The sequence below is a fragment of the Micromonospora sp. CB01531 genome, from assembly GCF_001905095.1.
Classification (GTDB): domain Bacteria; phylum Actinomycetota; class Actinomycetes; order Mycobacteriales; family Micromonosporaceae; genus Micromonospora.
In genome coordinates, this window is sequence record NZ_LWLS01000072.1 from 73,091 (window position 1) to 97,951 (window position 24,861).

The 24,861-nt window shown below is 69.7% G+C and carries 21 protein-coding genes; 14 read left to right on the forward strand and 7 right to left on the reverse strand.

What is annotated here, in order from left to right; all coding sequences use genetic code 11:
* Nucleotides 1-28 precede the first annotated feature (28 nt).
* The gene (locus A6A27_RS19610; RefSeq protein WP_274534568.1) at nucleotides 29-1,273 is read right to left on the reverse strand and encodes an APC family permease; all 1,245 of its coding nucleotides are present in this window, start codon (nucleotides 1,271-1,273) and stop codon (nucleotides 29-31) included.
* 90 nt (nucleotides 1,274-1,363) lie between these two features.
* On the opposite strand from A6A27_RS19610, the gene A6A27_RS19615 reads away from it, so the two are divergent.
* Both A6A27_RS19615 and A6A27_RS19620 read left to right on the forward strand, forming a co-directional pair.
* Nucleotides 1,364-2,137, forward strand: coding sequence for an arsenate reductase/protein-tyrosine-phosphatase family protein (locus A6A27_RS19615; RefSeq protein ID WP_073836081.1), 774 nt, complete (start codon nucleotides 1,364-1,366; stop codon nucleotides 2,135-2,137).
* A gap of 13 nt (nucleotides 2,138-2,150) precedes the next feature.
* Nucleotides 2,151-2,546, forward strand: a complete 396-nt coding sequence (locus A6A27_RS19620; RefSeq protein ID WP_073836082.1) for a VOC family protein — start codon at nucleotides 2,151-2,153, stop codon at nucleotides 2,544-2,546.
* A gap of 139 nt (nucleotides 2,547-2,685) precedes the next feature.
* Here A6A27_RS19620 and A6A27_RS19625 read toward each other — a convergent pair whose 3' ends face one another.
* Together A6A27_RS19625 and A6A27_RS19630 are read right to left on the reverse strand one after the other, a co-directional pair.
* Entirely contained in the window at nucleotides 2,686-4,659 is a 1,974-nt protein-coding gene (locus A6A27_RS19625; RefSeq protein ID WP_073836083.1) for a zinc ribbon domain-containing protein, read from the reverse strand.
* 172 nt (nucleotides 4,660-4,831) lie between these two features.
* Nucleotides 4,832-5,500: a glyoxalase gene (locus A6A27_RS19630; protein WP_198940365.1), complete on the reverse strand. Its 669-nt coding sequence runs from the start codon at nucleotides 5,498-5,500 to the stop codon at nucleotides 4,832-4,834.
* Nucleotides 5,501-5,788: 288 nt separating this feature from the next.
* Between A6A27_RS19630 and A6A27_RS19635 the strand changes: the two genes are divergently transcribed.
* From A6A27_RS19635 to A6A27_RS19645, 3 genes are all read left to right on the forward strand, one after another.
* Nucleotides 5,789-6,472 carry a DedA family protein gene (locus A6A27_RS19635; protein WP_073836084.1) on the forward strand — a complete coding sequence of 228 codons (684 nt, stop codon included), beginning with the start codon at nucleotides 5,789-5,791 and terminating at the stop codon, nucleotides 6,470-6,472.
* Between the two features lie 10 nt (nucleotides 6,473-6,482).
* Complete coding sequence (locus A6A27_RS19640) at nucleotides 6,483-6,926, forward strand: OsmC family protein (RefSeq protein WP_073836085.1); 444 nt, start codon at nucleotides 6,483-6,485, stop codon at nucleotides 6,924-6,926.
* A 275-nt stretch (nucleotides 6,927-7,201) separates the two neighbouring features.
* Nucleotides 7,202-8,116 carry a cation diffusion facilitator family transporter gene (locus A6A27_RS19645; RefSeq protein ID WP_073836086.1) on the forward strand — a complete coding sequence of 305 codons (915 nt, stop codon included), beginning with the start codon at nucleotides 7,202-7,204 and terminating at the stop codon, nucleotides 8,114-8,116.
* Between the two features lie 162 nt (nucleotides 8,117-8,278).
* Here A6A27_RS19645 and A6A27_RS19650 read toward each other — a convergent pair whose 3' ends face one another.
* Nucleotides 8,279-10,138, reverse strand: a complete 1,860-nt coding sequence (locus tag A6A27_RS19650) for a sialidase family protein (RefSeq protein WP_198940366.1) — start codon at nucleotides 10,136-10,138, stop codon at nucleotides 8,279-8,281.
* Between the two features lie 523 nt (nucleotides 10,139-10,661).
* Between A6A27_RS19650 and A6A27_RS45070 the strand changes: the two genes are divergently transcribed.
* Nucleotides 10,662-11,177, forward strand: coding sequence for a hypothetical protein (locus A6A27_RS45070; protein WP_073836088.1), 516 nt, complete (start codon nucleotides 10,662-10,664; stop codon nucleotides 11,175-11,177).
* Nucleotides 11,125-13,020, forward strand: a complete 1,896-nt coding sequence (locus A6A27_RS45075; protein ID WP_198940367.1) for an SGNH/GDSL hydrolase family protein — start codon at nucleotides 11,125-11,127, stop codon at nucleotides 13,018-13,020. Before A6A27_RS45070 ends, A6A27_RS45075 begins: the two co-directional genes overlap by 53 nt.
* Here the strand turns inward: A6A27_RS45075 and A6A27_RS19665 are convergent.
* Nucleotides 12,975-13,262, reverse strand: a complete 288-nt coding sequence (locus A6A27_RS19665; protein WP_073836090.1) for a hypothetical protein — start codon at nucleotides 13,260-13,262, stop codon at nucleotides 12,975-12,977. The genes A6A27_RS45075 and A6A27_RS19665 overlap by 46 nt on opposite strands.
* Before the next feature lie 103 nt (nucleotides 13,263-13,365).
* Here A6A27_RS19665 and A6A27_RS19670 point away from each other — a divergent pair, with 103 nt between their 5' ends.
* The 6 genes from A6A27_RS19670 (at nucleotide 13,366) to A6A27_RS19695 (ending at nucleotide 21,066) form a co-directional block, all read left to right on the forward strand.
* Nucleotides 13,366-13,791, forward strand: a complete 426-nt coding sequence (locus tag A6A27_RS19670) for a TOBE domain-containing protein (protein WP_073836091.1) — start codon at nucleotides 13,366-13,368, stop codon at nucleotides 13,789-13,791.
* 11 nt (nucleotides 13,792-13,802) lie between these two features.
* The gene (modA, locus tag A6A27_RS19675; RefSeq protein ID WP_443189985.1) at nucleotides 13,803-14,588 is read left to right on the forward strand and encodes a molybdate ABC transporter substrate-binding protein; all 786 of its coding nucleotides are present in this window, start codon (nucleotides 13,803-13,805) and stop codon (nucleotides 14,586-14,588) included.
* Between the two features lie 17 nt (nucleotides 14,589-14,605).
* A complete protein-coding gene (locus A6A27_RS19680; RefSeq protein ID WP_073836299.1) occupies nucleotides 14,606-15,430 on the forward strand; it encodes an ABC transporter permease in 825 nt (274 codons plus the stop codon).
* Complete coding sequence (locus A6A27_RS19685) at nucleotides 15,427-16,530, forward strand: ABC transporter ATP-binding protein (RefSeq protein ID WP_241825344.1); 1,104 nt, start codon at nucleotides 15,427-15,429, stop codon at nucleotides 16,528-16,530. The genes A6A27_RS19680 and A6A27_RS19685 overlap by 4 nt, the downstream gene beginning before the upstream one ends.
* 254 nt (nucleotides 16,531-16,784) lie before the next feature.
* Nucleotides 16,785-18,986, forward strand: a complete 2,202-nt coding sequence (locus tag A6A27_RS19690) for a discoidin domain-containing protein (protein WP_073836093.1) — start codon at nucleotides 16,785-16,787, stop codon at nucleotides 18,984-18,986.
* A 448-nt stretch (nucleotides 18,987-19,434) separates the two neighbouring features.
* Nucleotides 19,435-21,066, forward strand: coding sequence for an esterase/lipase family protein (locus A6A27_RS19695; protein WP_073836094.1), 1,632 nt, complete (start codon nucleotides 19,435-19,437; stop codon nucleotides 21,064-21,066).
* A 220-nt stretch (nucleotides 21,067-21,286) separates the two neighbouring features.
* Here the strand turns inward: A6A27_RS19695 and A6A27_RS19700 are convergent, their stop codons facing one another.
* Both A6A27_RS19700 and A6A27_RS19705 read right to left on the reverse strand, forming a co-directional pair.
* Nucleotides 21,287-22,330, reverse strand: a complete 1,044-nt coding sequence (locus A6A27_RS19700) for an NAD(P)-dependent alcohol dehydrogenase (protein WP_143194089.1) — start codon at nucleotides 22,328-22,330, stop codon at nucleotides 21,287-21,289.
* Nucleotides 22,331-22,618: 288 nt separating this feature from the next.
* Nucleotides 22,619-23,509: a helix-turn-helix transcriptional regulator gene (locus tag A6A27_RS19705; RefSeq protein WP_073836096.1), complete on the reverse strand. Its 891-nt coding sequence runs from the start codon at nucleotides 23,507-23,509 to the stop codon at nucleotides 22,619-22,621.
* A gap of 255 nt (nucleotides 23,510-23,764) precedes the next feature.
* Here A6A27_RS19705 and A6A27_RS19710 point away from each other — a divergent pair, with 255 nt between their 5' ends.
* A complete protein-coding gene (locus A6A27_RS19710; protein ID WP_073836097.1) occupies nucleotides 23,765-24,787 on the forward strand; it encodes a zinc-dependent alcohol dehydrogenase family protein in 1,023 nt (340 codons plus the stop codon).
* Nucleotides 24,788-24,861 lie beyond the last annotated feature (74 nt).

The following is a 24,861-nucleotide window of genomic DNA, read 5'->3' on the forward strand; positions in this document are numbered from 1 at the left end:
CTCGAACAGTTGGTCCGCAATCGGCCAATCAGTTCGCTCGGGCGGTGAGGGCCAAGCGCAGGCCGCGATAGAGCAGGCCGACGGCGAAGACGGCCAGTCCGGCGAGTACGGCGGTGATCGGCAGCGCGGCGACCAGGATCACGCAGCCGAGCGCGCCGAGCAGCTGCAGCGGGCGCGGGAAACGGCGCTGTTCCGGGGGCTGGGTCAAGGCCGAGATGTTGGCGATGAGGTAGTAGGTGAGCACGCCGAAGGACGAGAAGCCGATGACGTCGCGCAGGTCGGTCACGAGCACGAGAACCCCGACGGCGGCGGCAAGAGCGATCTCGGCGTGGTGCGGCACCCGGAACCGCGGATGTACGGCGGCAAGCCAGCTCGGCAGATCGCGTTCGCGGGCCATGGCCAAGCTCGTACGTCCAACACCGGCGATCAGAGCCAGCAGTGAACCCAGCGCCGCCGCGGCGGCACCGACGCGGACGATCGGCGAGGCCCAACTCCAGCCGGCGGCCTGCACCGCAGTAGCCAGGGGCGCGGCAGATTGGGCGAGCCGGTCGGGACCGAGCACCAGCAGCAGGCTGAGCGCCACCGTGAGGTAGACGGCCATGGTGATGGCCAGGGCGAGCACGATCGCACGGGGGATCGTGCGTCGTGGGTCACGGACCTCTTCCCCCATGGTGGCGATGCGTGCGTAACCGGCGAAGGCGAAGAACAGCAACCCGCCCGACTGCAGGATTCCGTACCAACCGCCGGACGGTCCCGCCCAGCTCGACAGGTGGGACCAGGTGTCCACTCCACCGGCTACGTTCAGTGCCACCGCCAAGGCCAGTACCGCCAGGACAATCGTGACCAGGACGCGGGTCAGTCGGGCGGTGCGGGTAACGCCCCGGTAGTTGACGGCCGCCAGGCCGATCACCGCGGCGAGGGCAACCGGCCGCTGCCATCCGTCGGGCGCGGCGTATTCGGCGAAGGTCAGGGCAATGGCAGCGCAGGAGGCTGTCTTGCCCACCACGAATCCCCACCCGGCGAGGAAGCCCCACCAGTCGCCCAGCCGCTCGCGCCCGTAGATGTAGGTCCCACCGGAGGTCGGGTACACCGCTGCCAACTGCGCGGAAGAGGTCCCATTGCAGTAGGCCACGACGGCCGCCAACGCCAGGCCGATCAGGAGGCCGCTGCCGGCCGCCTCCGCGGCGGGTGCGAAGGCGGCGAACACCCCGGCACCGATCATCGACCCCAGGCCGATGACCACCGCGTCAGAGATGCCCAACCGGCGGGCCAGCGTCGTGGGGTGGCCCGGGCTGTCCGCCACCTGCCGCCTACCTCCCCGCGCGACTATTAGATCAAACCGATTTGATGTATTCTGCTGACCATGGCGTCGTCGAGTCAAGCCACCCCGGCGTTCGTACGCCTGGCGGCCCATCCGCTGCGGTGGCGGCTGCTGACCGAACTCGCCGACAGCGACTACCGGGTCCGGGAACTGGCGACGCGGGTCGGTGAACCCCAGAACCTGGTCTCCTACCATCTGCGGCTACTGCGTGACGGCGGGCTGGTCACCGCCACCCGCAGCAGCTTCGACGGCCGCGACAGCTACTACCACCTGGACCTGGATCGCTGTACGGACGCGCTGGCCGAGACCGGCGCCGCGCTGCACCCTGCGCTGCGCCGGGCGCTGGCACCTCGCAGATCCCCAGCTGACCTGCAGCGCTCGCCCCGCGTCGGGGTGCTGTTCGTGTGCACCGGCAACAGCGCGCGCTCGCCGATAGCCGAGGCCCTGCTACGCCACCGCACCGGCGGCCGGGCCGAGTCGGTCAGCGCCGGCAGCCACCCCAAGTCCCGCCTTCATCCCAACGCCGTACGGGTGCTGCACGACCAGTTCGGTATCGACATCACCGGCCAGCGCCCCCGGCACTGGGACACGGTGACCGGTCGCCGGTTCGACTACGTGATCAGCCTGTGCGACAAGGCCCGCGAGGTCTGCCCGGACTTCCCGGACCATCCCCGGCGGGCGCACTGGAGCATCCCCGACCCCGCCGCGGCCGGCGACACCGACCAGGCCGGCTACCCCGCCTTCCAGCATGTCGCAGCCGACATCGACACCCGTATCAGGCACCTGCTGTCTGTCCTTGGCACCCACCGGTCTTGAAGGAGGATCAGCCGTGACCGCAGCTAGCCAGTACGCCAGCGTCCGCTACGTCGTTGATGACGTCCAAGCGGCCATCGACTTCTACACCACCCATCTCGGCTTCACCCTGAACACCAGTGCCGCGCCCGCCTTCGCCGACGTGGTACGCGGCCCGCTGCGACTGCTCCTGTCCGGGCCAGCCAGCTCCGGCGCCCGCGCCACCCCCGCCGACGCCACCGCCGCCGGGCGTAACCGCATCCACCTGACCGTCGACGACCTGGACACCGAGATCGACCGACTGCGCGCCGCCGGCCTGCCATTCCGCAGCGACCTGGTCACCGGCCCCGGCGGACGTCAAATCCTGCTCACCGACCCTGCCGGCAACCTCATCGAACTGTTCCAACCCGCCCACCGCCCGGACGCACCCTGACCGCCTCATCGCTGCCGCGCATGGCCGGTGTTCAGGCCGTGGCGGGCAGCCACCCCTCGAGCAGCGTGGGGTCGGCGACGCCGGAATCGACCCGATGACGCTCCTCCGCGGTCAGGCTGAGTTGCCGAAGCGTCCCTGATCAGCTTAGCGATCCTGAGCCGGATTGAGTGTCCGGGATCGTTTCCCACCGTGGTGGAGTTGCATGGGCGTGGAGATGGAATCCTGCGCCCAGTGCGGCTCCTCGTGGCTGGTGGCCGGTGGTGGGTGTGCTGGTCGTGTTCACGCTCTGGTGTCGGTGGGCTGCGCGGGGCAGCCTTGTCCGACCCGTTGGTGCGTGTCCCTCCGGACGCTTGCCCGCCAGGCTTTGGGGCCGGGTGGGGGAGGGTGCCCTGCGTCGCCTGGGCGCGGGGCGTGGTGGCTTGTGCCGGGTGGGGCCGGTCTTCGACCGGTCCCTCCGGCTGGCATTGGAGCTCGGGGTGACGACGGCGTTGGCTTCGAGATCGTCGACGACCGAGCGGATCACCATGGCGCCGTTGGTGCGGTCGATGACCGTCTTGGCCTGATGGGTGAGGCCGCGGGCGGCGATACGCCGCCAGGCGCCGTGGTCACGGTCGCCCTGCCAACCGCACCCGGTGTTGGCGCAGCTGGCCCACTTCCAGCCTGGTGTGGTGGGCCGGTCGGGGGCTTTACAGTGCCGCAGCGGGGTCAAACATTGGGGGCAGTGCTTGGAGGTGTTGCGGGCGGGGACGGTGACTACGGCGATCCCGTGCTCGGCGGCGAGATGCCGCATCCGGTCGCTGATCTTTCCGCGGACCTGCTGGGACAGGCGCGTGTTCAGGCTGTGCCCCATGCCCTTGGCTTCCAACGACCGCAGGTCCTCCAGATAGATGACGGACGCCCGGGCGGCGATCGCCTGGTCCACCATCCAGCGGGCGGCAGCCCACGCGAGCGCATCGTTCAAGTTTTGGCGGCGGTCGGACACGTGGCGGATCTCGCCGGCCAGCACCTCGTGTTTCGCTCTCAACTGCTCGTCCGGGCGGCCGCCGAGCAGCCGCGCGTACCGTTCGGCCTTCGCATGCAGCCGCTCACTCTGGCGCCGCAGGCGGTGCTGCTTGGCCAGGACCCCGGCGGCCCGGAACTGTCCGCCAGCCCCCAACGCCGTGATCCGCCCATCCTTTCCCAGTCGCAGGGCTCCGGCGCTGAGGAGGGTGTTGAGGCCCCAGTCCACACCGACCGCCACCGTGTGACCGGTCCGCGCGGCTTTCGGCACCGGGTACGTGTATGCCAGGTCGGCACGCACCGTCCCGTCGGTGACGCGGAGGGTGGGCAGGTGCAGCACCGCCGAGGCAGGAACCGTAGGCGGCAACGTGATCCGGCACGCCACCCACGTCCAGTCCCGATACCCTCGCGGATCTGGGCGGGTGGGCAGTTGCAGCCGCAGCAGCGCTCCTGCCGGGTCGGTGTCGCAGCGTTCGATGGTGGCCTGCTGCCGGTCACACGCGGCCAGCAGCAGCATCCGCGGGATCCTCGGGGTGCCTTCGAGTTCGAACACGTCCACCGGCAGCCGGCCATTGGCCTTGGCGAACGTGGCGGCCTGCCGGGTCCGGGACTTGATGATGCTGGCGGGCAGATGCTCTCCGCCGGGGATCGAGGCCCGCACCTGATCCCACTCGGCAGGGGTGCGCCTACGCGGATCGGCCGGCCACGTCGACAGGACCCCGGCGGTCACCTCCGCACGCCACGCCGCCGAACGAAGAACACGCCCCGCCTGCTCCTGCGCCATCCGCACGACCCGGTCATTGACCCTCACACCCTGAGGCGCGGTCACCGTCCAGCCCAGCCGCCGCAGCGCCATCCACGCGTTCGACGGCAACCGCCGCCCACCCGCATCCACCCCGCAGGCCAACACCCCCACATCCACGCGGTTCCAGTGCGCGCCGATCAGCGCGGCCACCATGCCCGCCACCAGATCAGCACACCAACCCACCCGTTGCGCCAGCACCGTCCGGGACAGCACCTCGCCGGTTGCCTCATCCACCCCCGCGCGCAGCACACCACGGGCACACGCGGTCCGGGCGGCCTCACCCTCGGCCAGCCGCAGCTTCCCGCTCACCGACTCAACGCCTCAACACCCATCCAGAAAAACCGGCCCTCACCGCCGACCCACGCCACCGGAACCCTCCCCGAGCCAACCCAGACGTGATGCGCCACGGGGTGAACACCGACACGCTTCCCGGCCTTGGAAAGCCGAAAACGTTCCACACAGGCCAATCTATGATCACTGATCATCGATAATCAAGTCGGTCAGCCTGACGCCCCAATCCGGTACCCGGTTCCGGCTCCTCCAGTGCCGTCGACAGCTCGATGAGCAGGGCTAGCGCCACTCCCTGCTCGACGGCCGGTGCGCCGTCGCCGTGGCGGCGCAGTCCCGAGTTCAGGGCCCGGAAGGCGGCTCGGTCATCGTTTTTGAACTCACGCAGGATCCGCACATTGTCCAGAACCCGGGCGAGCCCTTGGAGCTGCTTGGAGCCGCCGTACTCCAATTCCGTCGGCTCGTCACGCTGGATGAAGATAATCGAGTTGCCAGACGGGTCCATGACGGTGAACCGTGAGGCACCGGGCCGGTATCGGGTTATCCGCGGTAGCCCCTTGGCAAGCACCTTCCCGTAGGTGCGGCGCATCGCCTCGGTGAACGCCGCGTGGTACGGCGCGACCGTATCGACCATTACCAGGCATCCGCCGGTGTTCTCCAGCGATGGGTCCACGTTGTTGGCGGCGCGCCCGTAGTGCAGCTCGAACCCGCGCCACCGGAACGCCAGGTACAGGTAGGGCTTCGACTGTTCGTAGGTCACGGCGAAGCCCAGGGCACGCCAGAAGGCCAGGGTTTCCTCCGGTGCCACACAGGGCAGCATCGGCACGACGCTCTCGTTGGGCTGGACACGCTCATCAAGCATCGTCAGCACCTTGGTTCGACGGGCAGGCGCCGCAGCAGTCTGCCAAACCCGCGGCGATCGTGCACATGCAATAAATCGACCATCGCCGCGAGGACTTGACATAGCTCTGCCGGCGCGCACGCTCACTGCCATCGGCTCCGGGTGCCAGTGGCGGGTCCTACCGCGGCTATGCATGAGTGAGACGGTGCCGGCGGGGTCCGCGGTATTCGACGGACTGGCCGCCCAGCAGCCACCGCGATGTCAGGCCGACGTTCGGCGGGAGATGCCTTTCCCGCCGAATCTGGCTACGTGTTCGACACGGTCGACGCGGCGCTGGCCACGGTCGCGGGAAGTCCATGGGTGCTGCTCGTCGTCGTCGTGGTCGTGGTAGCGGCAGATGCCCTCGTTCCGCTGGCTCCGAGCGAGAGCACGGTGATCGCTGTCGCCGTGGCGTCAGCCGCCAGCGGGCACCCACCGCTGGTCGCCGTCGTGGTCGCTGCGGCGCTCGGTGCGTACGGTGGTGATCGGCTGGCGTACGGCGTGGGCCGCTGGTGTGGGCCGGCGATGACCGCCCGGCTGCAGCGGCGTCGGCGAACTCGCGCCATGGCGGAGTTGGCACATCGCGTGATGCACCGGCGCGGTCGCACGCTTATCGTCTTCGGGCGCTACCTGCCGGGTGGGCGCTCGGCGACCGCTGTCACCGCAGGCCTGGTCGGGTACCCGTTGGGGCGGTTCCAACGGTTCACCGCGTTGGCGGTCACCATCTGGGCCGTCTGGGCGGCGTTGCTGGGCTACGGCAGCGGCGCACTCTTCGGTGGTAACCCCACGCTGGGGCTCGCCCTCGCCTACACCGTCGCGGCTACGGTGGCCGTCGTCGCCGGCCTCGCCCGTCGCCTGGGCGGGTCCCCGGCGCGTGGCCGGTTAGGGCGTGTCCTGAGGACGGGGCGATCGACCGGCCGGGCCGGTGGCTCGGGGACCAGCAGGCCTGGGTAGCTTCCTTGTCATGAGTGAGGACACCTTCCGCTCGGTGGAGATCGAGCGCACCAGCGTCGGGCAGTATGTCGTGCGGAACGTCCGTGGTGGATCGATGTCGATGGGCATGGGCCAGGATGCCAGCTTCACGCCGGTGGAACTCCTGCTGGCGGCGATCGGCGGCTGTACCGCGATCGACGTGGACCTCATCACCAGCCGCCGCGCGGAGCCGGCTCAGTTCTCCGTTGCGGTCACCGGCGACAAGATCCGGGACGAGGTCGGAGGCAACCGGATGCAGAACCTCACTGTCGAGTGCACCGTGACGTTCCCGGTTGGCGTGGAGGGCGACAAGGCGCGCGAGGCGCTGCCCCGGTCGCTGCAGCAGTCGCACGACCGGCTCTGCACCGTCTCCCGTACCGTCGAACTCGGCACTCCCGTCTCGATCGTCGAGGCCGCCGGTCCCACCGGGGACTGAGGTCTCCGGGCTACGGCCTCCACCAGCCGGTCGAGGGCCCGCCGGTCATGTTCCGGTACGGGAACCGGACTGACCTGGCGGCCCTCGACAGGCACATGAACACGTCCAACTTCAACCGCGTCGTCCGGGCGAGATCGTCAAACGCCTCGTCGCCCCGTGGGCCGCGCACCTGATGACGATGCTGATGCAACTGGGAACGAAACCCATTTCACAGTTGCACACATTGCAATACGAGCATATGTTGGCCGCGTCGCCAAGGTTGAAGGGATACGGACATGGGTGCGGGTCACAATCATGGGGGTGAGGCGATGCGGGCTGGTGCGCGGCACCGGAAACCGCTCTGGGCGGCGCTGGCCGTTCTGACCACGTTTATGATTGTGGAGGCCGTCGCAGCCTGGCTCACCGGCTCCCTCGCGCTGCTGTCGGACGCGGCGCACATGTTCACCGATGTCCTTGGGATCGCGTTGGCCGTCGCGGCCATCACCGCAGCCGGTCGGTCGTCCCACGGCATTCACCGCACGTTCGGTCTGTACCGGCTGGAGGTCCTCGCGGCCCTGGCAAACGCCGCCCTGCTGTTCGGAGTGGGCGTGTACGTGCTCGTCGAGGCTGTACGCCGGTTCGGCGACCCACCGCAGGTGCTGGTCGGGCCGATGTTGCTCGTCGCCATCGCCGGACTGATCGCCAACGTGGTGGCGTTCCTGCTGCTCCGAACCGGCTCGAAGGAGAGCCTCAACGTACGCGGCGCATACCTCGAGGTACTGAGCGATCTCGTCGGCTCGGTCGGGGTGATCGTCGCCGCTGTCGTGATCGCCATGACCGGCTGGCTCTACGCGGACCTCGTCGTCGCGGTGGCGGTCGGCGTGTTCATCCTCCCGCGTACCTGGCAACTCGCCCGCGCCGCGCTGCGTGTGCTGGTGCAGGCGGCCCCGCCGCACATCGACGTGGCGGCGGTCCGGGCGAACCTGATCGACGTGCCCGGGGTGGTCGATGTGCATGACCTGCACGTGTGGACGCTGACCTCGGGCATGGACGTGGCCTCGGCACACCTGAGCCTGCGTGCCGGCGCCGAGCTGGGGCCGGTGCTGACGGCGGCGCGGGCCCGGCTGCACGACGGGTTCGGCATCGATCACTGCACCCTGCAGGTGGAACCGTCCACGGCGGAGAAGGTGTGCGACGGCATTCAGTGGTGACCGGCCGTGCCTCGTTCCGCGCGCGGGTTCAGGGCCGTGACGTCGGTACATGTGGAGTCGATTCAAGTACGCACGGGCGGTCGGCGAGGCACTGGCCGACCGCCATGGAGGTAGGTGGAGGCGCCCCGCCAGCCGACCGCTGGCGGGGCGCCGAAGCTGCGGCTACTGCCGGGGGTTGATCGTCGTGATCGGGAGGCGGAGCCGGAGCTGGCCGGCGATCGGGACATTGTGTTCCCGGACCTCCAGTAGTTCCTCGGCGGTGAGGGCCCGGGCGTAGATGCGGAACTCGTCGAGGGCACCGCGGAACCGGTTGACGCCGTCGATCCGTTGGCCGAGGTAGATGCTGCGGATACCGAACTCCTTGCCGGTGGTCACCGAGCCGCGGGGAGCGGCCAGGTCGGCGACTCTGGCGCCGTCGATGAGAACCGTCACCCGGGTCGCCGTGCGTTGCATGGCGACGTGGTGCCAGAGCCCGTCGTTGTACGCGCCCGCGATGGTGATGTTCGCGTCGCCCTGGCCGGTGCCGATGACGCCCCGGATGCGGTTGCTCGCCGGTTCGGCCCGCAGCCAGATCTGCGCGGCTCCCGTACCCCACTGGTAGCACCACCAGATCACGTGGCTGCCAGTGGTTTCGCTGTACCGGAACCACGTCATGATCGTGAACTCGTCGCCGCCAAGGTCGACGTCCGGGTTGTACGGCACCTCCACGTGGTCGTCGACGCCGTCGAGCGCGATTCCGCTGCCGTACCGCCCGTCGATCAGCGTCGCACCGCCGCGCACGTAGGCAGTGTTGTCGTAGCGCGGTGACGCGTCCGGAGTGGTCGGTCCCGGCTGCGGTGGCGGCGGCAGGCCCGGCGGGGAACCGTTCGGGGTGTCGAGGTACGCCTCGTTGAACCTGACGAACTGGATCACCTCGTACAGGGCGGTCACGCCGCCTTCGTACAGCAGCCCGGCCACGGGGCCCGCGACCGGGTCGGTCCCGATCTTGACCATGTCGGAGTACCCACCCGGGCCCCAACTGACGACCTTGCCTTCCTGCCAGGTCTGCCAGGTCCGGGCCTCGTCGTACGAGGAGCGGATCGTCAGGGCCTCGCGCTTGCCGGGGTTCGCGGGCCCGGAGAACAGAATGCGGTTCCGCGCGTCACCTTCGTCGGTGGCGGTAAGGCGCAGCAATGCTCCCTGCACGACCGGCATCGTCAGCTCGGGCACCATCTGGAACGGCGCGTCGAAGTTTTCGCCGCCGTCGCTGGAGATCGCGTACGCCCGAGTGCCGTCAGCCGTCCCGGCTTCCCGCACGTTGACGTAGATCCGGCCGTCGGTCAGCTCCACCAGCGTCGACTCGTTGACGAAGGTGGTGTCGTCGGCGCCACCGGAGCTGGCGCCGAGCTGCCACGTGTCGCCGCCGTCGTCGCTGTAGGCCAGGTGGATGCCGGCGACGGGCCGCCCGTCGGGGCCGACGGACTCATGGTTGGCGCTCATCACCAGCCGCCCGGCGTGTGGGCCGCGGTTGAGCTGGATGGCGTGCACCGGGCCGGTGGCGTACCAGTGGGTCCACTCCGGCAGGATCAGCTCGGTCATTTCCCGCGGCGCGCTCCAGGTCGCTCCGTGGTCGTCGCTGACCTGCAGGTACGGATCACGGCCACCGCTTCCGGTGCCCGGGTTGTGGGTCGTGAACAGCACGACCCGCCCGGTCCGTTCGTCCACGATCGGCATCGGGTTGCCGTGCGTGTCGCCGTTGCCGCGCGACACGACCTGCAGCGGCCCCCAGGTACGACCCCCGTCGTGGGACCGCTTCAGCACCAGGTCGATGTCGCCCCGGTCGTCACAGTTCTTGATCCGGCCTTCGGCGAACGCCAGCAGGTCCCCGTTGGTGGCCTTCACGATCGCCGGGATCCGGAAGCAGAAATATCCGTCCGTGTTCGCCGTGTAGACCGCCTGTTCCTCGTGGTACGGCTCGGCGGCGTGCGCGGTGCCGCTGGTCAGCAGGGCAGCGGCCAGCGCCGCGACCACCGCGGTGGACAACAATCGACGGGGTCTTCGGCCGTGTCCTTGTCTCGTCATTTGCGATACCTCCACTGGTCACTGCTGGGCTGTCGAGCGGCAGGTGAAGCCGAAGTTGCCGGTGGTCGTAGCACCTGTTGGGTCGTGATCGTCGGCAGCTGTGCCCGTATCGCCCCACCTCTCGTCACAGGTGTCAGACATTTGGCGGACATCCTACGTCTGGCGTCGGGCGCCGCAAGCCCCTCGGGACAGATTGTCGGCCAGCTTGATCGACATGTACCTTCCGAGGTGCTTCCATCGACGTGCCACGAGACGGTTCGAGATAACCCCGCAGAGGCGGCGTGGGAGGCGCGTACCCCCTTGTTTTCTGGGCTGCACCGCGAAGCAGATTCACCCGTGTCGACTCCTCGCCGCGCTCGCGGCGCACCTGAAAGACAGCACAGTCGCGACCGGACAGAATTGCCAGACACCTGTTGACCGCGACGGAGGCGGAGAGCAAACTCGTTCGCGACCGGGAGGAGATCCTATGTCTTGCATCCGGAGAATGACGCAAACCGCCGGTACCGTGCTCGCGCTGGTGCTCGGCCTGACAGCCCCGGCCGCCGCGGAAGGTCAGGACGCCCAGTCGACGGCACCACCCGACGACTGGGTCGGCACCTGGTCGGCCTCGGCATCCGGCACCGTGCCCAACCTACCCACCGGATACGCGAACCGGACCATTCGCAACGTCGTGCACACCAGCGTCGGTGGTTCGGGCTTGCGGGTCTCGCTGACCAACGTCCTCGGCACGGTGGCGGTGCGGATGGACGTGGTGACGGTCGCGGTCGCCGATGCACCCGACGGGCCGGTCGCGGTCGCGGGCACGATGCGCGCGCTCACCTTCGGCGGCGCGCCGTCGGTGACCATCCCGGTAGGCGGCGAGGTGCTGAGCGACCCCATCTCCCTTGCCGTGCCGGAAGATGGCAACCTCCTGGTCAGCGTCTACACCCCCGGTACCGTCCGGGCCGGTGACCTATCACCAGGTGGCCAACCAGACCTCGTACCTGTCGCAAAACGGTGATCACGCGGCCGACGAGTCCGGCGGGGCGTTCACCGAGAGCATCACATTCTGGGCGTACGTGAGCGGCGTGGACGTCCTCGGACAGGCCGAAGGCGCGGTGGTCACGCTGGGCGACTCGATCACCGATGGGAACAACTCGACCCGGAACGCGAATCACCGCTGGCCGGACTTCCTGGCCGACCGGCTGATCGCCGTGCCTGGGCCGACGCGGCTCGGCGTGCTCAACGTCGGCATCAGCTCGAACCGGTTGCTCAACAATACCTGGAACCCCAACGCGCTGTCCAGGTTGGACCGCGACGTGCTGACCGCGACCGGCGCACGCTCGGTGATCGTCATGCTGGGAATCAACGACATCGGCGGCCAGCCGCAGCACCACGAGCCGTCACAGATCATCGCTGCGCTGGGCCAGATAGCGGCACAGGCCAAGGCGAAGGGGCTGCGGGCCACCGGTGGCACCCTCACGCCGTTCGGCGGGTCGAGCAACTACACCCAGGAACTGGAAGGCGTACGGCAGGCGGTCAACCACTTCATCCGCCACGGCGGCGCGTTCGACGCGGTGGCCGACTTCGACGCCGCCCTGCGAGACCCCGCAGCGCCGAACCGGCTACGCGCGACGTACGACTCCGGCGACCACCTCCACCCGAATGACGCCGGTTACCAGGCGATGGCGGCGGCCGTTGACCTGGACAAGCTCGACACCCGCCCACCCGGGCACTGGGTCGGCACCTGGCAGACGGCCATGGCGCGCACGACGCCCGGTGCCGACCAGGGCATGCCGAACCACTCGATCCGCAACGTGGTGCACACGAGCGTGGGCGGCGATGCGGCCCGCGTACGCCTGTCCAACGTGCTCGGCACGGCGTCGGTCCTGATCGGACGGGCGACGCTGGCGGTGGCGACCAGGCCCGACGCACCGGACGCGGTTGCCGGCACGATGCGGGCGCTGACCTTCGGCGGCGCGCCGTCGGTGACCATTCCGGCCGGCGGCGAAGTGCTCAGCGACCCGGTTTCCCTTGCCGTGCCGGCAGACGGGGACCTGCTGGTGACCGTCTACACCCCGGCGCCCTCCGGCCCGGTGACCGAGCACCCGCGCTCGTACCAGACGTCGTTCATCACCGCGGACGGCGACCACGCGGCAGACGAGCAGGGCACCGCGTTCACCCAGCCGACCACGGCCTGGTACTACGCGACAGGCGTGGACGTCCGGTCCACCACCGCACGGGGCACGGTGGTGACCTTCGGCGACTCGATCACCGACGGGGACAGGTCGACCACCAACGCGAACCTGCGGTGGCCCGACGTCCTCGCCGACCGGCTCGCCGCCCAGCCGGGACCGACCAAGCTTGGCGTGGTCAACAGCGGCATCAGCGGCAACCGGATCCTGGACAGCAGCACCGGAAGCGGAATCGGCGGCCCGAACGCGTTCGCCCGCCTGTCCCGGGACATGCTGACCACGTCCGGGGCGCGCACGGTCATCCTGCTCGAGGGCGTCAACGACATCCTGAACCTCGAACGCCCCGACCCGGAGGCCCTGAAACTCGCCTTGCGGCAGATCGCCGCCCAGGCACACGCACAGGGCCTGCGGGTCGTCGTCGGCACGATCACGCCGATCAAGGGATGGCGCTCCTACACCGAGGAACGGGAGAACGTGCGGCAGGTCGTGAACGAGTTCATCCGCACCAGTGACGACTTCGACGCCGTCGTCGACTTCGACGCGGTGGTGCGTGACCAGGCCGACCCGCAACGGATCAGCCCGGGGTACGACTCGGGCGACCACCTGCACCCGTCGGACGTGGGCTACCGCGCGATGGCCGAGGCCATCGACCTCGGCACACTCCGTTGAGTGCTGGCTGCGTGCCGTCCCACCCAGGTCGGCGCGCAGCCGGCGAGCCGGACGCAGTGCCGGCCGGCGGCCCGCAGCCGGTCGCCGAGGAGGGCGGCGCCGCCGTCGGTGCCGTCGACGACGACCCAGGCATCCGCGTCCGGGAGGGCGTCGGCGAGGTGGTCGAGGACGCTGTGCCAGCGGTCCTGTTGGTCGTCGGTCAGGTGCTGCTGGGCGGGTGCGGTCTCCCGGTCGCCGGTCATGCATCCATCATGCAGATGCGGCTGCTAACACGCTATGGGCGGCCGAAGATGCGGATAGATTGGCGGGTTTTGCTTGGCAGGTGCCGGAGGCTAGGGTGCCGGTGTGACGGTATTTCGGATCGGTGAGGCAGCCGAACTGCTCGGAGTCAGCCCGGACACGGTCCGCCGTTGGATCGACGCTGGGCGGCTGAGCGCGACCCGGGATGACCACGGCCACCGGACGATCGACGGGGTTGAACTCGCCACGTTCGTCAGCGGTCAAGCCGGTGAAGCGGATGATCGAGCCGACGCGTCGTCGGCGCGGAATCGGCTGCGGGGCATCGTCACCGCGGTGGTGAAGGACACCGTCATGGCGCAGGTGGACATCCAGGCCGGGCCGTTCCGGCTGGTGTCGCTGATGAGTCGCGAGGCCGTCGACCAGCTGGACCTGCAGGTCGGTTCGGTTGCGGTGGCAGTGATCAAGTCGACCACGGTGGTGGTGGAACGATCCACCCCGGCCGTGGCGCACAGGGGGAGGACCACCACGTGACATCGCATCGCATCCGCGCCCTGCTGACCGCACTGGCGGTGTCGGCCCTGGTCGCTGCAACTGGCTGCGGCGGCAACGACACGACGGGCGCGCAGACTGGCGCGAGCGCCACCGCGGGCGCCACCGGCACGGTCAACGTGTTCGCCGCGGCGTCCCTGACCGAGACGTTCACCAAACTCGGGAAGGACTTCGAGGCCGCGCACCCCGGCACCAGGGTGAAGTTCAACTTCGCCGGCAGTTCCGCGCTCGCAACGCAGATCAACCAGGGCGCCCCGGCGGACGTGTTCGCGTCCGCCGCCCCGAAGAACATGGCGACGGTGACCGACGCCGGCAACGCCGACGGCGCCCCGACCACGTTCGTGAAGAATCAGCTCGTCATCGCCGTGCCGAAGGGCAACCCGAACGGCGTCAAGGACTTGGCCGACCTGACCAGGCCCGGGGTGAAGGTCGCCCTGTGCGCCGAGCAGGTCCCCTGCGGGGCCGCAGCGAAGAAAGCGCTCGACACCGGCGGGGTCGAGCTGACCCCGGTGACCCTGGAGCAGGACGTCAAGGCCGCGTTGTCGAAGGTGAAGCTCGGCGAGGTCGACGCCGCCCTGGTGTACCGCACCGACGCCAAGGCCGCCGCGGCCGACGTCGAGGGTATCGAGTTCCCCGAGTCGGCGGGAGCGGTCAACGACTACCCGATCGTCGCGCTGAAGGGGGCCAGGAACGCGGCCGGCGCGAAGGCGTTCGTCGCCTACGTGCTGTCCGACCGGGGGAAGGCGGTGCTGACCGAGGCCGGTTTCCAGGTCCCGTGACCGACACCGACGCCGTCGTGGCGGGCCGGCCCGAGGGCACGCCGTCCCGTCGCGGCACCCCAGGCCGGCAGGTGCCCGCCGCACTGCTGCTGCCGGCCGTACTCGGGCTGATGTTCCTTGTGCTCCCGCTTGCTGGGCTGCTGATCCGGGCGCCGTGGGCAACGCTGCCGCAGCGGCTGGCCACACCCGGCGTGCTCACGGCGCTGCGGCTGTCCCTGCAGTGCGCCACCCTGGCGACGCTGCTGTGCCTCGCCCTCGGCGTCCCGCTCGCGTGGCTCCTCGCCCGGGTCGATTTCCCCGGCCGGCGGCTGGTCCGTGCGCTGGTCACCGTCCCGCTGGTGCTGCCGCCGGTCGTCGGTGGGGTGGCGCTGCTGCTGGTCTTCGGCCGCCGCGGCCTACTCGGCGGCTGGCTCGACAGCACGTTCGGCATCACGCTGCCGTTCACCACGACCGGTGTTGTGCTGGCCGAGGCATTCGTGGCGATGCCGTTCCTGATCATCGCCGTCGAGGGCGCGTTGCGCGGGGCCGACCGCCGGTACGAGGAGGCCGCCGCGACGCTCGGCGCCGGCCGGTGGACGACGTTCACCCACGTGACGCTGCCGCTGGTCGGGCCCGGGATCGCCGCCGGGGCCGTGCTCTGCTGGGCCCGCGCACTGGGTGAATTCGGTGCGACCATCACCTTCGCCGGCAACTATCCCGGCACCACGCAGACCATGCCACTGGCCGTGTACCTGGCCCTGGAGACCGACCTGGACGCCGCCATCGTGCTCAGCCTCATCCTGCTCACCGTTTCCGTGGCCATCCTCGCCGGGCTGCGCGACCGCTGGATCAGCAGCACATGACCGCCGTTCCCGAACCCGTCACGGCGGCCCGGAAGCCGTTCAACGGACCGATGCTCGACGCGCACCTGGTCGTCGACCGGGGCACGTTCCGCCTCGAGGTCGCGCTGCGCATCGCCGCCGGGGAGGTCGTGGCGCTGCTCGGCCCCAACGGCGCCGGCAAGACGACCGCCCTGCGCGCCCTCGCCGGCCTGCAACCGCTCACCGACGGCCACCTGGCGCTCGCCGGCGGCGACCTCGACCGCCCCGAGCGCCGGGTGTGGACGCCGCCCGAGGACCGCCCGATCGGCGTGGTGTTCCAGGACTACCTGCTCTTCCCGCACCTGACCGCCGTGGACAACGTCGCGTTCGGACTCCGCCGACGCGGCTTGGATCGCCGTGCGGCGCGTGCCCGGGCCGAGACGTGGCTGGCCCGGGTCGGGCTTGCCGACCACGGCCGCCGCAAACCCCGGCAGCTGTCCGGCGGGCAGGCGCAGCGGGTTGCGCTCGCCCGCGCCCTCGCCGTCGACCCGACCCTGCTGCTGCTCGACGAGCCCCTCGCCGCGCTCGACGCCCGTACCCGCCTGGACACCCGCGCCGAGCTGCACCGCCACCTCACCGCCCACCCCGGAGCGACGCTGCTGGTCACCCACGACCCGCTCGACGCGCTCGTGCTTGCCGACCGGCTGGTCATCGTCGAGGACGGCCGGGTCGTGCAGGAGGGCGACGCCGCTACGGTCACCGCGCGGCCCCGCACCGACTACGTCGCCCGCCTGGTCGGGCTCAACCTGTACCGCGGACGGGCCGACGGCCACGCCGTTCACCTCGCCGACACGTTCACGCTCGCCTGTGCCGACCGGCTCGACGGCGACGCCTTCGTGGTCTTCCCGCCCACGGCCGTCGCGTTGCACCCCCAGCGGCCCGACGGGAGCGCCCGCAACACCTGGCCGGCCACGATCACCGGGATCCAGCGCCACGGCGACAACCTGCGCGTCCAACTCGCCGGACCGATCACGGCCGCCGCGGACGTCACCCCGGCCGCCGCCGCCCACCTGCAGCTCACGCCGGGCCAGCAGGTGTGGGCCGCGGTCAAGGCCACCGAAACCCAGGCGTACCCGGCCTGACCTGTCCAACAGCGGACACTCGTGACCGCCGCCCCGGCAGCGGTAGGTCATGCCCCGCACCTGGGGCTATGGCAGGCCGCCCGGTCAAAGGTCCTTGACGGCGCCGCTACCCATACGTTAGAGCTGTAAATATTTCAACTCTTGGATGAAGTGGCGAATCCTCGCGCCGTGCGTGGAAAGGTTCCGGTTCCGGGCGCTGCCGAGACATGCGACGAAGGGATCACGAGGTGTCACGAAGAGGACTAGGCGTCGGCTTGGTCACTGCACTGTCCCTACTCGCGCTGTGTCCGGCCGAGGCGTCCGTCGCCGCGGGCGTGCCGGCAGGGGTGTCCGTGTATCTCACCGACCTCGGCACCAACACCTACCTGTCCCGCCAATCCAGCGTGGCGTGGCATGGCGGGCGGGCCCCGGACGGACCGACGATCACCGTCGACAGCCAGCGGCGGTATCAGGAGATCACCGGCTTCGGGGCGTCGTTCACCGACTCCGCCGCCTGGCTCGTCGGCACCCGCCTCGACAACGAGCAGCGCGACGCGGTGATGCGCGACCTGTTCAGCGGCCAGGGCATCGGCTTGAGCTTCCTGCGCCAGCCGATGGGCTCCAGTGACTTCGCGGTGAACGGGAACTACTCGTACGACGACATGCCACCCGGCCAGACCGATCCGGCACTTGCGCATTTCTCCATCGACCACGATCGGGCATACATCATCCCGCTGCTCAAGCGGGCCCGGCAGCTCAACCCGAAGCTGACTGTGATGGCGTCGCCATGGAGCCCGCCAGGCTGGATGAAGACCAGCGACTCGATGATCGGTGGGACGCTCAAGCCGGACGCCTATCAGCCGCTGGCCGACTACTTCGCGAAGTTCCTCGAAGCGTACGGGGAGGCGGGGGTTCCGGTCCGCTACATCACCCCGCAGAACGAGCCGCTCTACGTACCCTCGGGATATCCGGGTATGTCGCTCAGCGCGGAGCAGCAGAACAACCTGATCAAGAACTACCTCGGCCCGACACTACGGGACCGCGATCTGCGCACACAGATCCTTGGTTACGACCACAACTGGGATGTCGTCAGCTATCCGGAAACCATGTACGCCGACCCGGCCACGACCGGGTTCGTCGCCGGCACGGCGTGGCACTGCTACGGCGGTGACGTGCGGGCTCAGGCCGTGTCGCACAACGACTATCCCAACAAGCCGGCATGGCACACGGAGTGTTCGGGCGGCACGTGGGAGGGCGACGAGCAGGCCGGTTTCGCCGGAGCGCTGGGCCTGGTGATCAACAGCACCCGTGACTGGGCAAGGGGTGTCATCCGCTGGAACATGGCCCTGGATCAGAACAACGGACCGACCAACGGCGGTTGCCTGACCTGCCGCGGCGTGGTGACGGTCGCGCAGGACACGGCCGGCCACTGGTCGTACGCCAAGACGGTCGACTACTGGGCCCTCGGTCACGCCAGCAAGTTCGTGCGTCCGGGCGCCCGCCGGGTCGCGTCCAACTCCTTTGGGGCCGGTGACGTGCAGGACGTCGCCTTCGTCAACCCGGACGGCTCCACGGCGCTGGTCGCGTTCAACTCCGCGAACAGCCGAAAGACTTTCCGCGTGCAGTGGGGCAACAAGTGGTTCACCTACAGCCTTGCCGGCGGGGCGGCAGCCACGTTCACCTGGACCGGTACTCAGCCTGGCCCGGTGGACCCGGCCGCGATCGGCTCGGTCGACATCCCGCTCGAGAACCCGGACGGGACGCGAGCGTTGATCAGCTACGACTCCGGGATGCTGGCTCACCAGGCTCAGGTGCGGGTCGGCAACCAGTGGCTCGGCTACACGCTTCCCGCCGGAGCGTCGCTCACCGCTTCGACGACTGCGGTGCCTTTGTCCCGGGGCGCCTGGACGGTGTCCGCGTCAGCGAGCAATGCCACCGAACCAGCTGGTAATGCGATCGACGGCGACCCGGCAACGCGGTGGAGCACCGGCCGCGGCATGCAGCTCGGCGACTGGTTCCAGGTCGACCTCGGCTCGGCGCAGACGTTCAACCAGGTCGTCCTGGACACGACCGGCAGCAGCGGCGACTCCCCCCGGGGGTACGAACTCTTCGTGTCCAACGACGGCACGAACTGGGGCCAGCCGATCGCGACCGGACCGGGCAGCCCGGTGAACAAGATCCTCATTCCACAGGTCACGGGCCGCTACATCCGGGTGGTGAACCAGGGTGATGCCGGCAACTGGTGGTCGATCCACGAGCTGAACGTGCTCGGGCCAACCGGTTCGGCGAGCGTGGCGGCAGGCTCGGACAGTGGCGTTCAGCGCAAGACGGCCGTGCTGCCCGACGGCACGCAGCTTCTCGTCGTGTACAACGCGCGCCGCTCGGTCGCCACCTTCGACGTGCCGTGGGGAGACACGACCTACGCCTACCGCCTGCCGGCCAGCGCCGCCGCGATCTTCACGACGCGCCGAGGCTGATCAGTTGGCGCTGTGCCGGCCGGCGCATCCCTGGCCGGCACAGCGAAGCGGCACTTCGGGTGATGCAGCAGGTCTCGGAACCGGGCCCGGATCGGCGCGGCGGCACCGACGCGGATCTGGTACATCACCTCGTCGGTGTCGGTGTCGGTGTCGGTGTCGGTGTCGGCGTCGGCGTCCGACGCCTCTGCACGCTCCGCCGCGTCGGTCTCACCGACGGGCTCGACCCGATCGGACCGCGATCCAGCCGCACAGCAGAGCGGTCAGTCCGCGGCGACGACCGGGAGGGAGCCGGAACCACCCGGCCGCCGTCAACCGGTACCCGGCAGCGAGCCCCTCAACGGACCCGACGAGCACGGCAGCCAGTGGGACAACGGGTTCGGTAGGAACGCTCTCCTGCACGACATGAGCGTGGGAGAGTCGGCGCAGAGCCTCACCCGAAGGAGGAGGGGTGCCGAGCCGTTGGCGCTTGTTGGCACTGCTCGGGGTCGCCGCCATCTTACCGCTGGCCGAGTCCCTCGTGCTTGTGTTGATCGGGTTCCGGCAGGCGGAGGGACTGATCGGGCAGAGTTCGGCGGTCTGGCCGTACGACTCCTACCACGATATGCGCTGGCTGCTGGTCTACCACAATTCCTGGTGGGTGTTCGGGCTCGGCCTGGTGGGGGCGATCGTGCTGCGCGGGGCGTTGTCCGCGGTGCTGGTCGGCCTGTCCTGGCCGGCCGGGAAGCGCCGACCGTTACGGCGGGCCCTGCTGCTGCGCAATCTCGGCGTGGCGGGGTTGACGGCCGCCATCGTCGCGCCGTTCGCTGCGCTTGCGGTGGCCGCGTCGGTGGTGTCCCTGTCCTGGGTTCTGTTCGTCTCGCTGATCCCCATGGTGATATTGGCCCCGTTCCTGCAGCGGATGTCGGTGGGTGCGGGCTGGTGGCGTGGCCTGCCGACGATGGAGCTTTTCGGCTGGTCGTCGCTGAACTTCGTGGTCATCACCGTGGCAGGCGGCCTGGTGTGGAGCGCGGCCGAGGCGTGGACGCCGGTCGTCGCCGTGGCCGTCGGGATGGTCAACGGCCTGCTGTGGAACCGGACCGTGCGGGCGGCCGTGCTGCCCTCCCACGTGCGGTTGCGGCAGGTGCCGGTGGTACCGATCGTCGTGGTGCTGGTGCTGGCCATCCCGCTGGTGGCGCAGGCGCTCACTCAGCGCCACCCCGAGACGACCAGCTTCTCGCCGCCGATCTTCAACCGGCCGCTACCCCAGCGGGTGCCCTACGCGGTGATCCTGCTGGCCGGACACAATTCCGCGTACGACGGCCGGCCCGCCGCGGATCCGAACGTGGAGCGGTTCTCGTATGACGGCCTGGACTCGGGTGGCCGTCCGCTGCCATACCGCTCGACCGCCACCCACCGGTCCTTGGAGTCCAGCGCGCAGTTGCTCGCCGCGCAGGTCGAGGCGGTACACCGGCGCACCGGTCGGCCGATCGCTCTGGTCGGGGAGAGCGAAGGCGCGATGGTGGCCCGCACCTACCTACGAAACCCGAAGCCACCAGTGGCGGCGCTGGTGATGCTCAGCCCGCTGGTCCGCACCGGCCGCGCGTACTACCCGCCACCGACCGCCGACTCCGGCTACGGCGTGGCCACCGGCTGGCTGCTACGGGCCATGTACGCACTGGCGAGCGTGGGCTCCGCAACCGACGACCACCCGGATGAGCCGTTCATCCGCTCGCTGCTGGAAGACGGACCCTTCTACCGCTTCCAGACCATGTGCCCGATTCCAGGCGTCCGGGTGATCGCCTTCCTGCCCACGGTCAGCGCTGCCGAGGCGCCACCGGGTCTGTACACCAGGATCCCGGTGGTCGAGTTGCCGTCCCTGCACGTGGAGTTGCTCGGCCAGGGGATGGTCGATGAACAGCTGATCGACTTTCTCGCCGGAAAGAACATGAGCCACGTCCGCAGCGAGTACGTCCTGATACAGGCGCTGGCGGCAGCCTGGCAAGCACCCCTCCTGACGGTGGACGCGAACCCCGTATGGCGGCCCAAAGCGCCGCCCGGGCCATCGTTCTCGCCGGTCCGGATCTGCGGTCCGGTCCGGTGACGAACCCGCCCTGGCGTCGGTCAGCTGCGAGCGACGCGGGTGCGCCTGGGCGTTGTCGCCCTCTTGACGCCGCGAGGTCTCCGGTGCCCGGTCCTCGAATCAAGAAGACCGGTGGACCGGAGACGTCGCGAGATCGGTTCTGGCACCGACCAGGGCCGGAGCTGCAACCGGCTTGGTGTTGGCCGGATTGGCCGGGCGGAGCCGGTCTGGCGACCTCGGCTCAGCCGAGGGTGGTGGTGTCGATGACGAATCGGTAGCGGACGTCGGAGGCGAGGACGCGGTCGTACGCGTCGTTGATCTTGTCCGCCGAGATGAGTTCGACGTCGGCGCCGATGTGGTGCTCGGCGCAGAAGTCGAGCATCTCCTGGGTCTCGCGGATGCCTCCGATCATCGAGCCGGCGTAGGAGCGGCGAGCGCCGATGAGGGAGAAGACGTTGAGGGTCAGCGGTTCGGCGGGGGCGCCGACGTTGACGAGGGTGCCGTCGACCGCGAGCAGGCCGAGGTAGGCGTCGACGTCGATGTGCGCGCTGACCGTGTTGATGATCAGGTCGAACCGGCCGGCGAGCTGCTGGAAGGTGTCCGGGTCGCTGGTGGCGTGGTAGTGGTCGGCACCCAGGCGGAGCCCGTCTTCCTGCTTCTTCAGCGACTGGGACAGCACGGTCACCTCGGCGCTCAGGGCGTGGGCGATCTTGACGGCCAGGTGCCCCAGCCCGCCGAGGCCGACGACGGCGACCTTCTTGCCCGGGCCGGCGCCCCAGCGGCGCAGCGGCGAGTAGGTGGTGATGCCCGCGCACAACAGCGGCGCGGCGGCCGTGAAGTCGATTCCCTCCGGCACCGACACCACGAAGTCGGCGTCGACCACGACGTGGGTGGCGTAGCCGCCCTGGGTGATGGTGCCGTCCCGGTCGACACCTCCGTAGGTCGGCACCATGCCGCCCTGGCAGTACTGCTCTTCGCCGTTGCGGCAGTTGACGCACCCCCGGCAGGCGTTCACCATGCAGCCGACCCCGACCCGGTCCCCGACCTGGTGGCGGGTGACCTCGGAGCCGACCTCGGTGAGGATGCCGACGATCTCGTGGCCGGGCACCAGCGGGTAGGGCTGGGGTCCCCAGTCACCGCGAACGGTGTGGATGTCGGAGTGGCAGATGCCCGCGTACCTGATCTCGATGAGCACGTCGTTGGGGCCGACGTCGCGCCGCTCGATGATCGTGGGGGCCAGCGGCTCGGACGGGCTGGGTGCTGCGTAAGCGTGGACACGCATGATGTTGCTCCTGGTTCTTCGTGGCGAGGTTCGGCCGCGGGGCGGCCGGTTGCCCATGCGGGCACCTGACGCAGGTCGTCAGGGTGCCGCGTCGCGCAGGATGGCTGCGTTCATCGCCATCCAGGAAACCTCGGCCGCGGTGCGTCGGGGAGTCTCTGCTGAAAGGTGTACTGGCAGGGCACCCCACGGTGAGCCGGGGGAGGGCAGGTCGGACCGTGGACAAATCCGCGAGTTTCTCGCGGCGAGGCAAGATCGCCCGGTACGGGCGGCCAGGCAACCAGCGCCAGAACATCACTCCACGCGAGCGGTTTGTGCGCCGGCGTCCGCTTCCTGTGAGGCGGCCCAGGACGCGAGCAGGCGCAGCGCGTCCTCGGATGGGGAGCCGGGCTCCGCGGTGAAGATGGTGAGAGTGAGGCCGGGCTCGGCGACCATTTCCAACCCTTCGTAGGCGAGGGTCAGGTCCCCGACCATGTGATGGCGGAAATACTTGGCGCCGGTGCCGTGGTGCCGGACGTTGTGGGCTCCCCAGCGCTTCCGGAACTCGTCGCTGCAGGTGGAGAGTTCACCCACGAGGTCGTGAAGATCCTTGTCGTGCGGGTCGCGGCCGGCTTCGGTGCGCAGGATGGCGACGCAGATGTCGGCGGCGACGTCCCAATCCGGGTAGAAGCGGTGCGCTTTCTCGTCGAGGAAGGTGAACCGTGCGAGGTTGGCGGGCCGTTGTGGATCGGCGTACACCTCGACGTAGAACGCGCGGGCGAGCCGGTTCGCGGCGAGCAGGTCCATGCGGCCGTTACGGACGAACGCGGGACCTTGGGTGACGGCGTCGAGGGCCCATTGCAGGCTGGGGCGTGGGGACCACTGCCGTGCCGTCCGGCGCCGGGGCCGCATGAGGGCACTGCTGCCGTCCGCGGCTCTGGCGAGGTCGAGCAGGTGGGCCCGCTCCGCGTCGTCGAGCTGGAGCGCCCGTGCAATGGCGTTCAGCACACCAGGCGACACTCCGGCGAGCGAGCCCCGTTCGAGCTTCGAGTAGTACTCGATGCTCACCCCGGCCAGCGACGCGACTTCGCTGCGGCGTAGTCCCGGAACCCGCCGATTGGGGCCGGCGGGCAGACCGGCCTGCTCCGGGCTGATCTTGGCGCGTCGCGAGACGAGGAACTCGCGGACCTCTGAGCGGTTGTCCACGTCTCGACCGTACGTGTCACGGCTGGCCGGTGGGGTGCCCTGTCAGTACACCTTCCAGGAGAAACTCCCCGAGCGGGCGCTGCCGGGGTTTGCTGGATGACGATGAACGCAACCACCGGCCGCGCCCAGCGGGAGTGACTGTCGTCGTCCTCCGCGGGGTCGTAGGCCCGGCTCCCGGCATCATCGCGGCCTGCCCGGGTAGGACGCGGAAGCTGGCAGGTCGGGTCGCGGCCGGTCCTTTGGGAGGAAGAACCTATGCGTGGTGTCGTCATGCACGCCCCCGGCGACGTCCGGGTGGAAACACGGGAGGATCCCCGGATCCTGCTCCCGACCGACGCGATCATTCGGCTGTCCGCGACCTGTGTCTGCGGTTCGGACCTGTGGCCGTATCGGGGCGTTGAAGTGTCGAAGGGGCCGTCGCCGATGGGCCATGAGTACGTCGGCGTCGTCCAGGAGGTCGGTAGCGAGGTCAAGAACATCAAGCCGGGCCAGTTCGTGGTCGGCTCCTTCTTCGCCTCCGACAACACCTGCCCGATCTGCCAGGCCGGCTATCAGAGTTCATGCATCCACCGGGAGCCAGTGGGCGGACTCGGCGCCCAGGCCGAGTACCTGCGTGTCCCGCTGGCGGACGGCACCCTGGTCGCCACGCCCGACACTCCCTCGGACGACTTGATTCCGGGCCTTCTCGCCGCCTCCGACGTGCTCGGCACGGGCTGGTTCGGCGCCGTCGCCGCGGAGGTGGGCCCAGGCAAGACCGTCGCAGTGGTCGGCGACGGGGCTGTCGGTCTGCTCGCCGTGCTGGCGGCCAAGCACTTCGGCGCGGAGCGCATCATCGCGATGAGCCGGCACGAACCTCGCCAGCGGCTCGCGGCACACTACGGCGCGACCCATGTCGTCACCGAGCGCGGCGATGAGGGCGTGGCGCGGATCAAGGAACTGACCGACGGGCTCGGGGCGCACTCGGTCATCGAGGCGGTCGGCACGCAGGAGTCGATGATGCAGGCCATCCGTTCCACCCGTGCCGGCGGTCACGTCGGGTACGTCGGCGTGGCCCACGACGTCCAGCTGCCCGGCGACGAGCTGTTCTTCTCCCACGTGCACCTGCACGGGGGCCCCGCCCCGGTGCGCCGGTTCCTGCCCGAGCTGATCGCCCTGATCTGGAACCGGGAGATCGATCCCGGCAAGGTCTTCGACCTCACCCTCCCCCTTGAGCAGGCTGCCGAGGGGTACCAGGCCATGGACGAGCGCCGCGCCATCAAGGTCCTCCTCACGCCGTGACGACCCGCGCCGCCCCCGCGCGGGTGGCCACCGTGGCAGCGACAAGCCGCTGCATCCAGCGCAGGGCGTACCGC

What these genes read in the sequence shown, in the direction of transcription:
- A6A27_RS19630 (WP_198940365.1), bottom strand. Translation starts at nt 5,500, where the DNA reads ATGCTTGATGAGCGTGTCCAGCCCAACGAGAGCGTCGTGCCGATGCTG.
- A6A27_RS19645 (WP_073836086.1), top strand. Translation starts at nt 7,202, where the DNA reads ATGGGTGCGGGTCACAATCATGGGGGTGAGGCGATGCGGGCTGGTGCG.
- A6A27_RS19615 (WP_073836081.1), top strand. Translation starts at nt 1,364, where the DNA reads ATGGCGTCGTCGAGTCAAGCCACCCCGGCGTTCGTACGCCTGGCGGCC.
- A6A27_RS19710 (WP_073836097.1), top strand. Translation starts at nt 23,765, where the DNA reads ATGCGTGGTGTCGTCATGCACGCCCCCGGCGACGTCCGGGTGGAAACA.
- A6A27_RS45070 (WP_073836088.1), top strand. Translation starts at nt 10,662, where the DNA reads ATGACGCAAACCGCCGGTACCGTGCTCGCGCTGGTGCTCGGCCTGACA.
- A6A27_RS19665 (WP_073836090.1), bottom strand. Translation starts at nt 13,262, where the DNA reads ATGACCGGCGACCGGGAGACCGCACCCGCCCAGCAGCACCTGACCGAC.
- A6A27_RS19685 (WP_241825344.1), top strand. Translation starts at nt 15,427, where the DNA reads ATGACCGCCGTTCCCGAACCCGTCACGGCGGCCCGGAAGCCGTTCAAC.
- A6A27_RS19640 (WP_073836085.1), top strand. Translation starts at nt 6,483, where the DNA reads ATGAGTGAGGACACCTTCCGCTCGGTGGAGATCGAGCGCACCAGCGTC.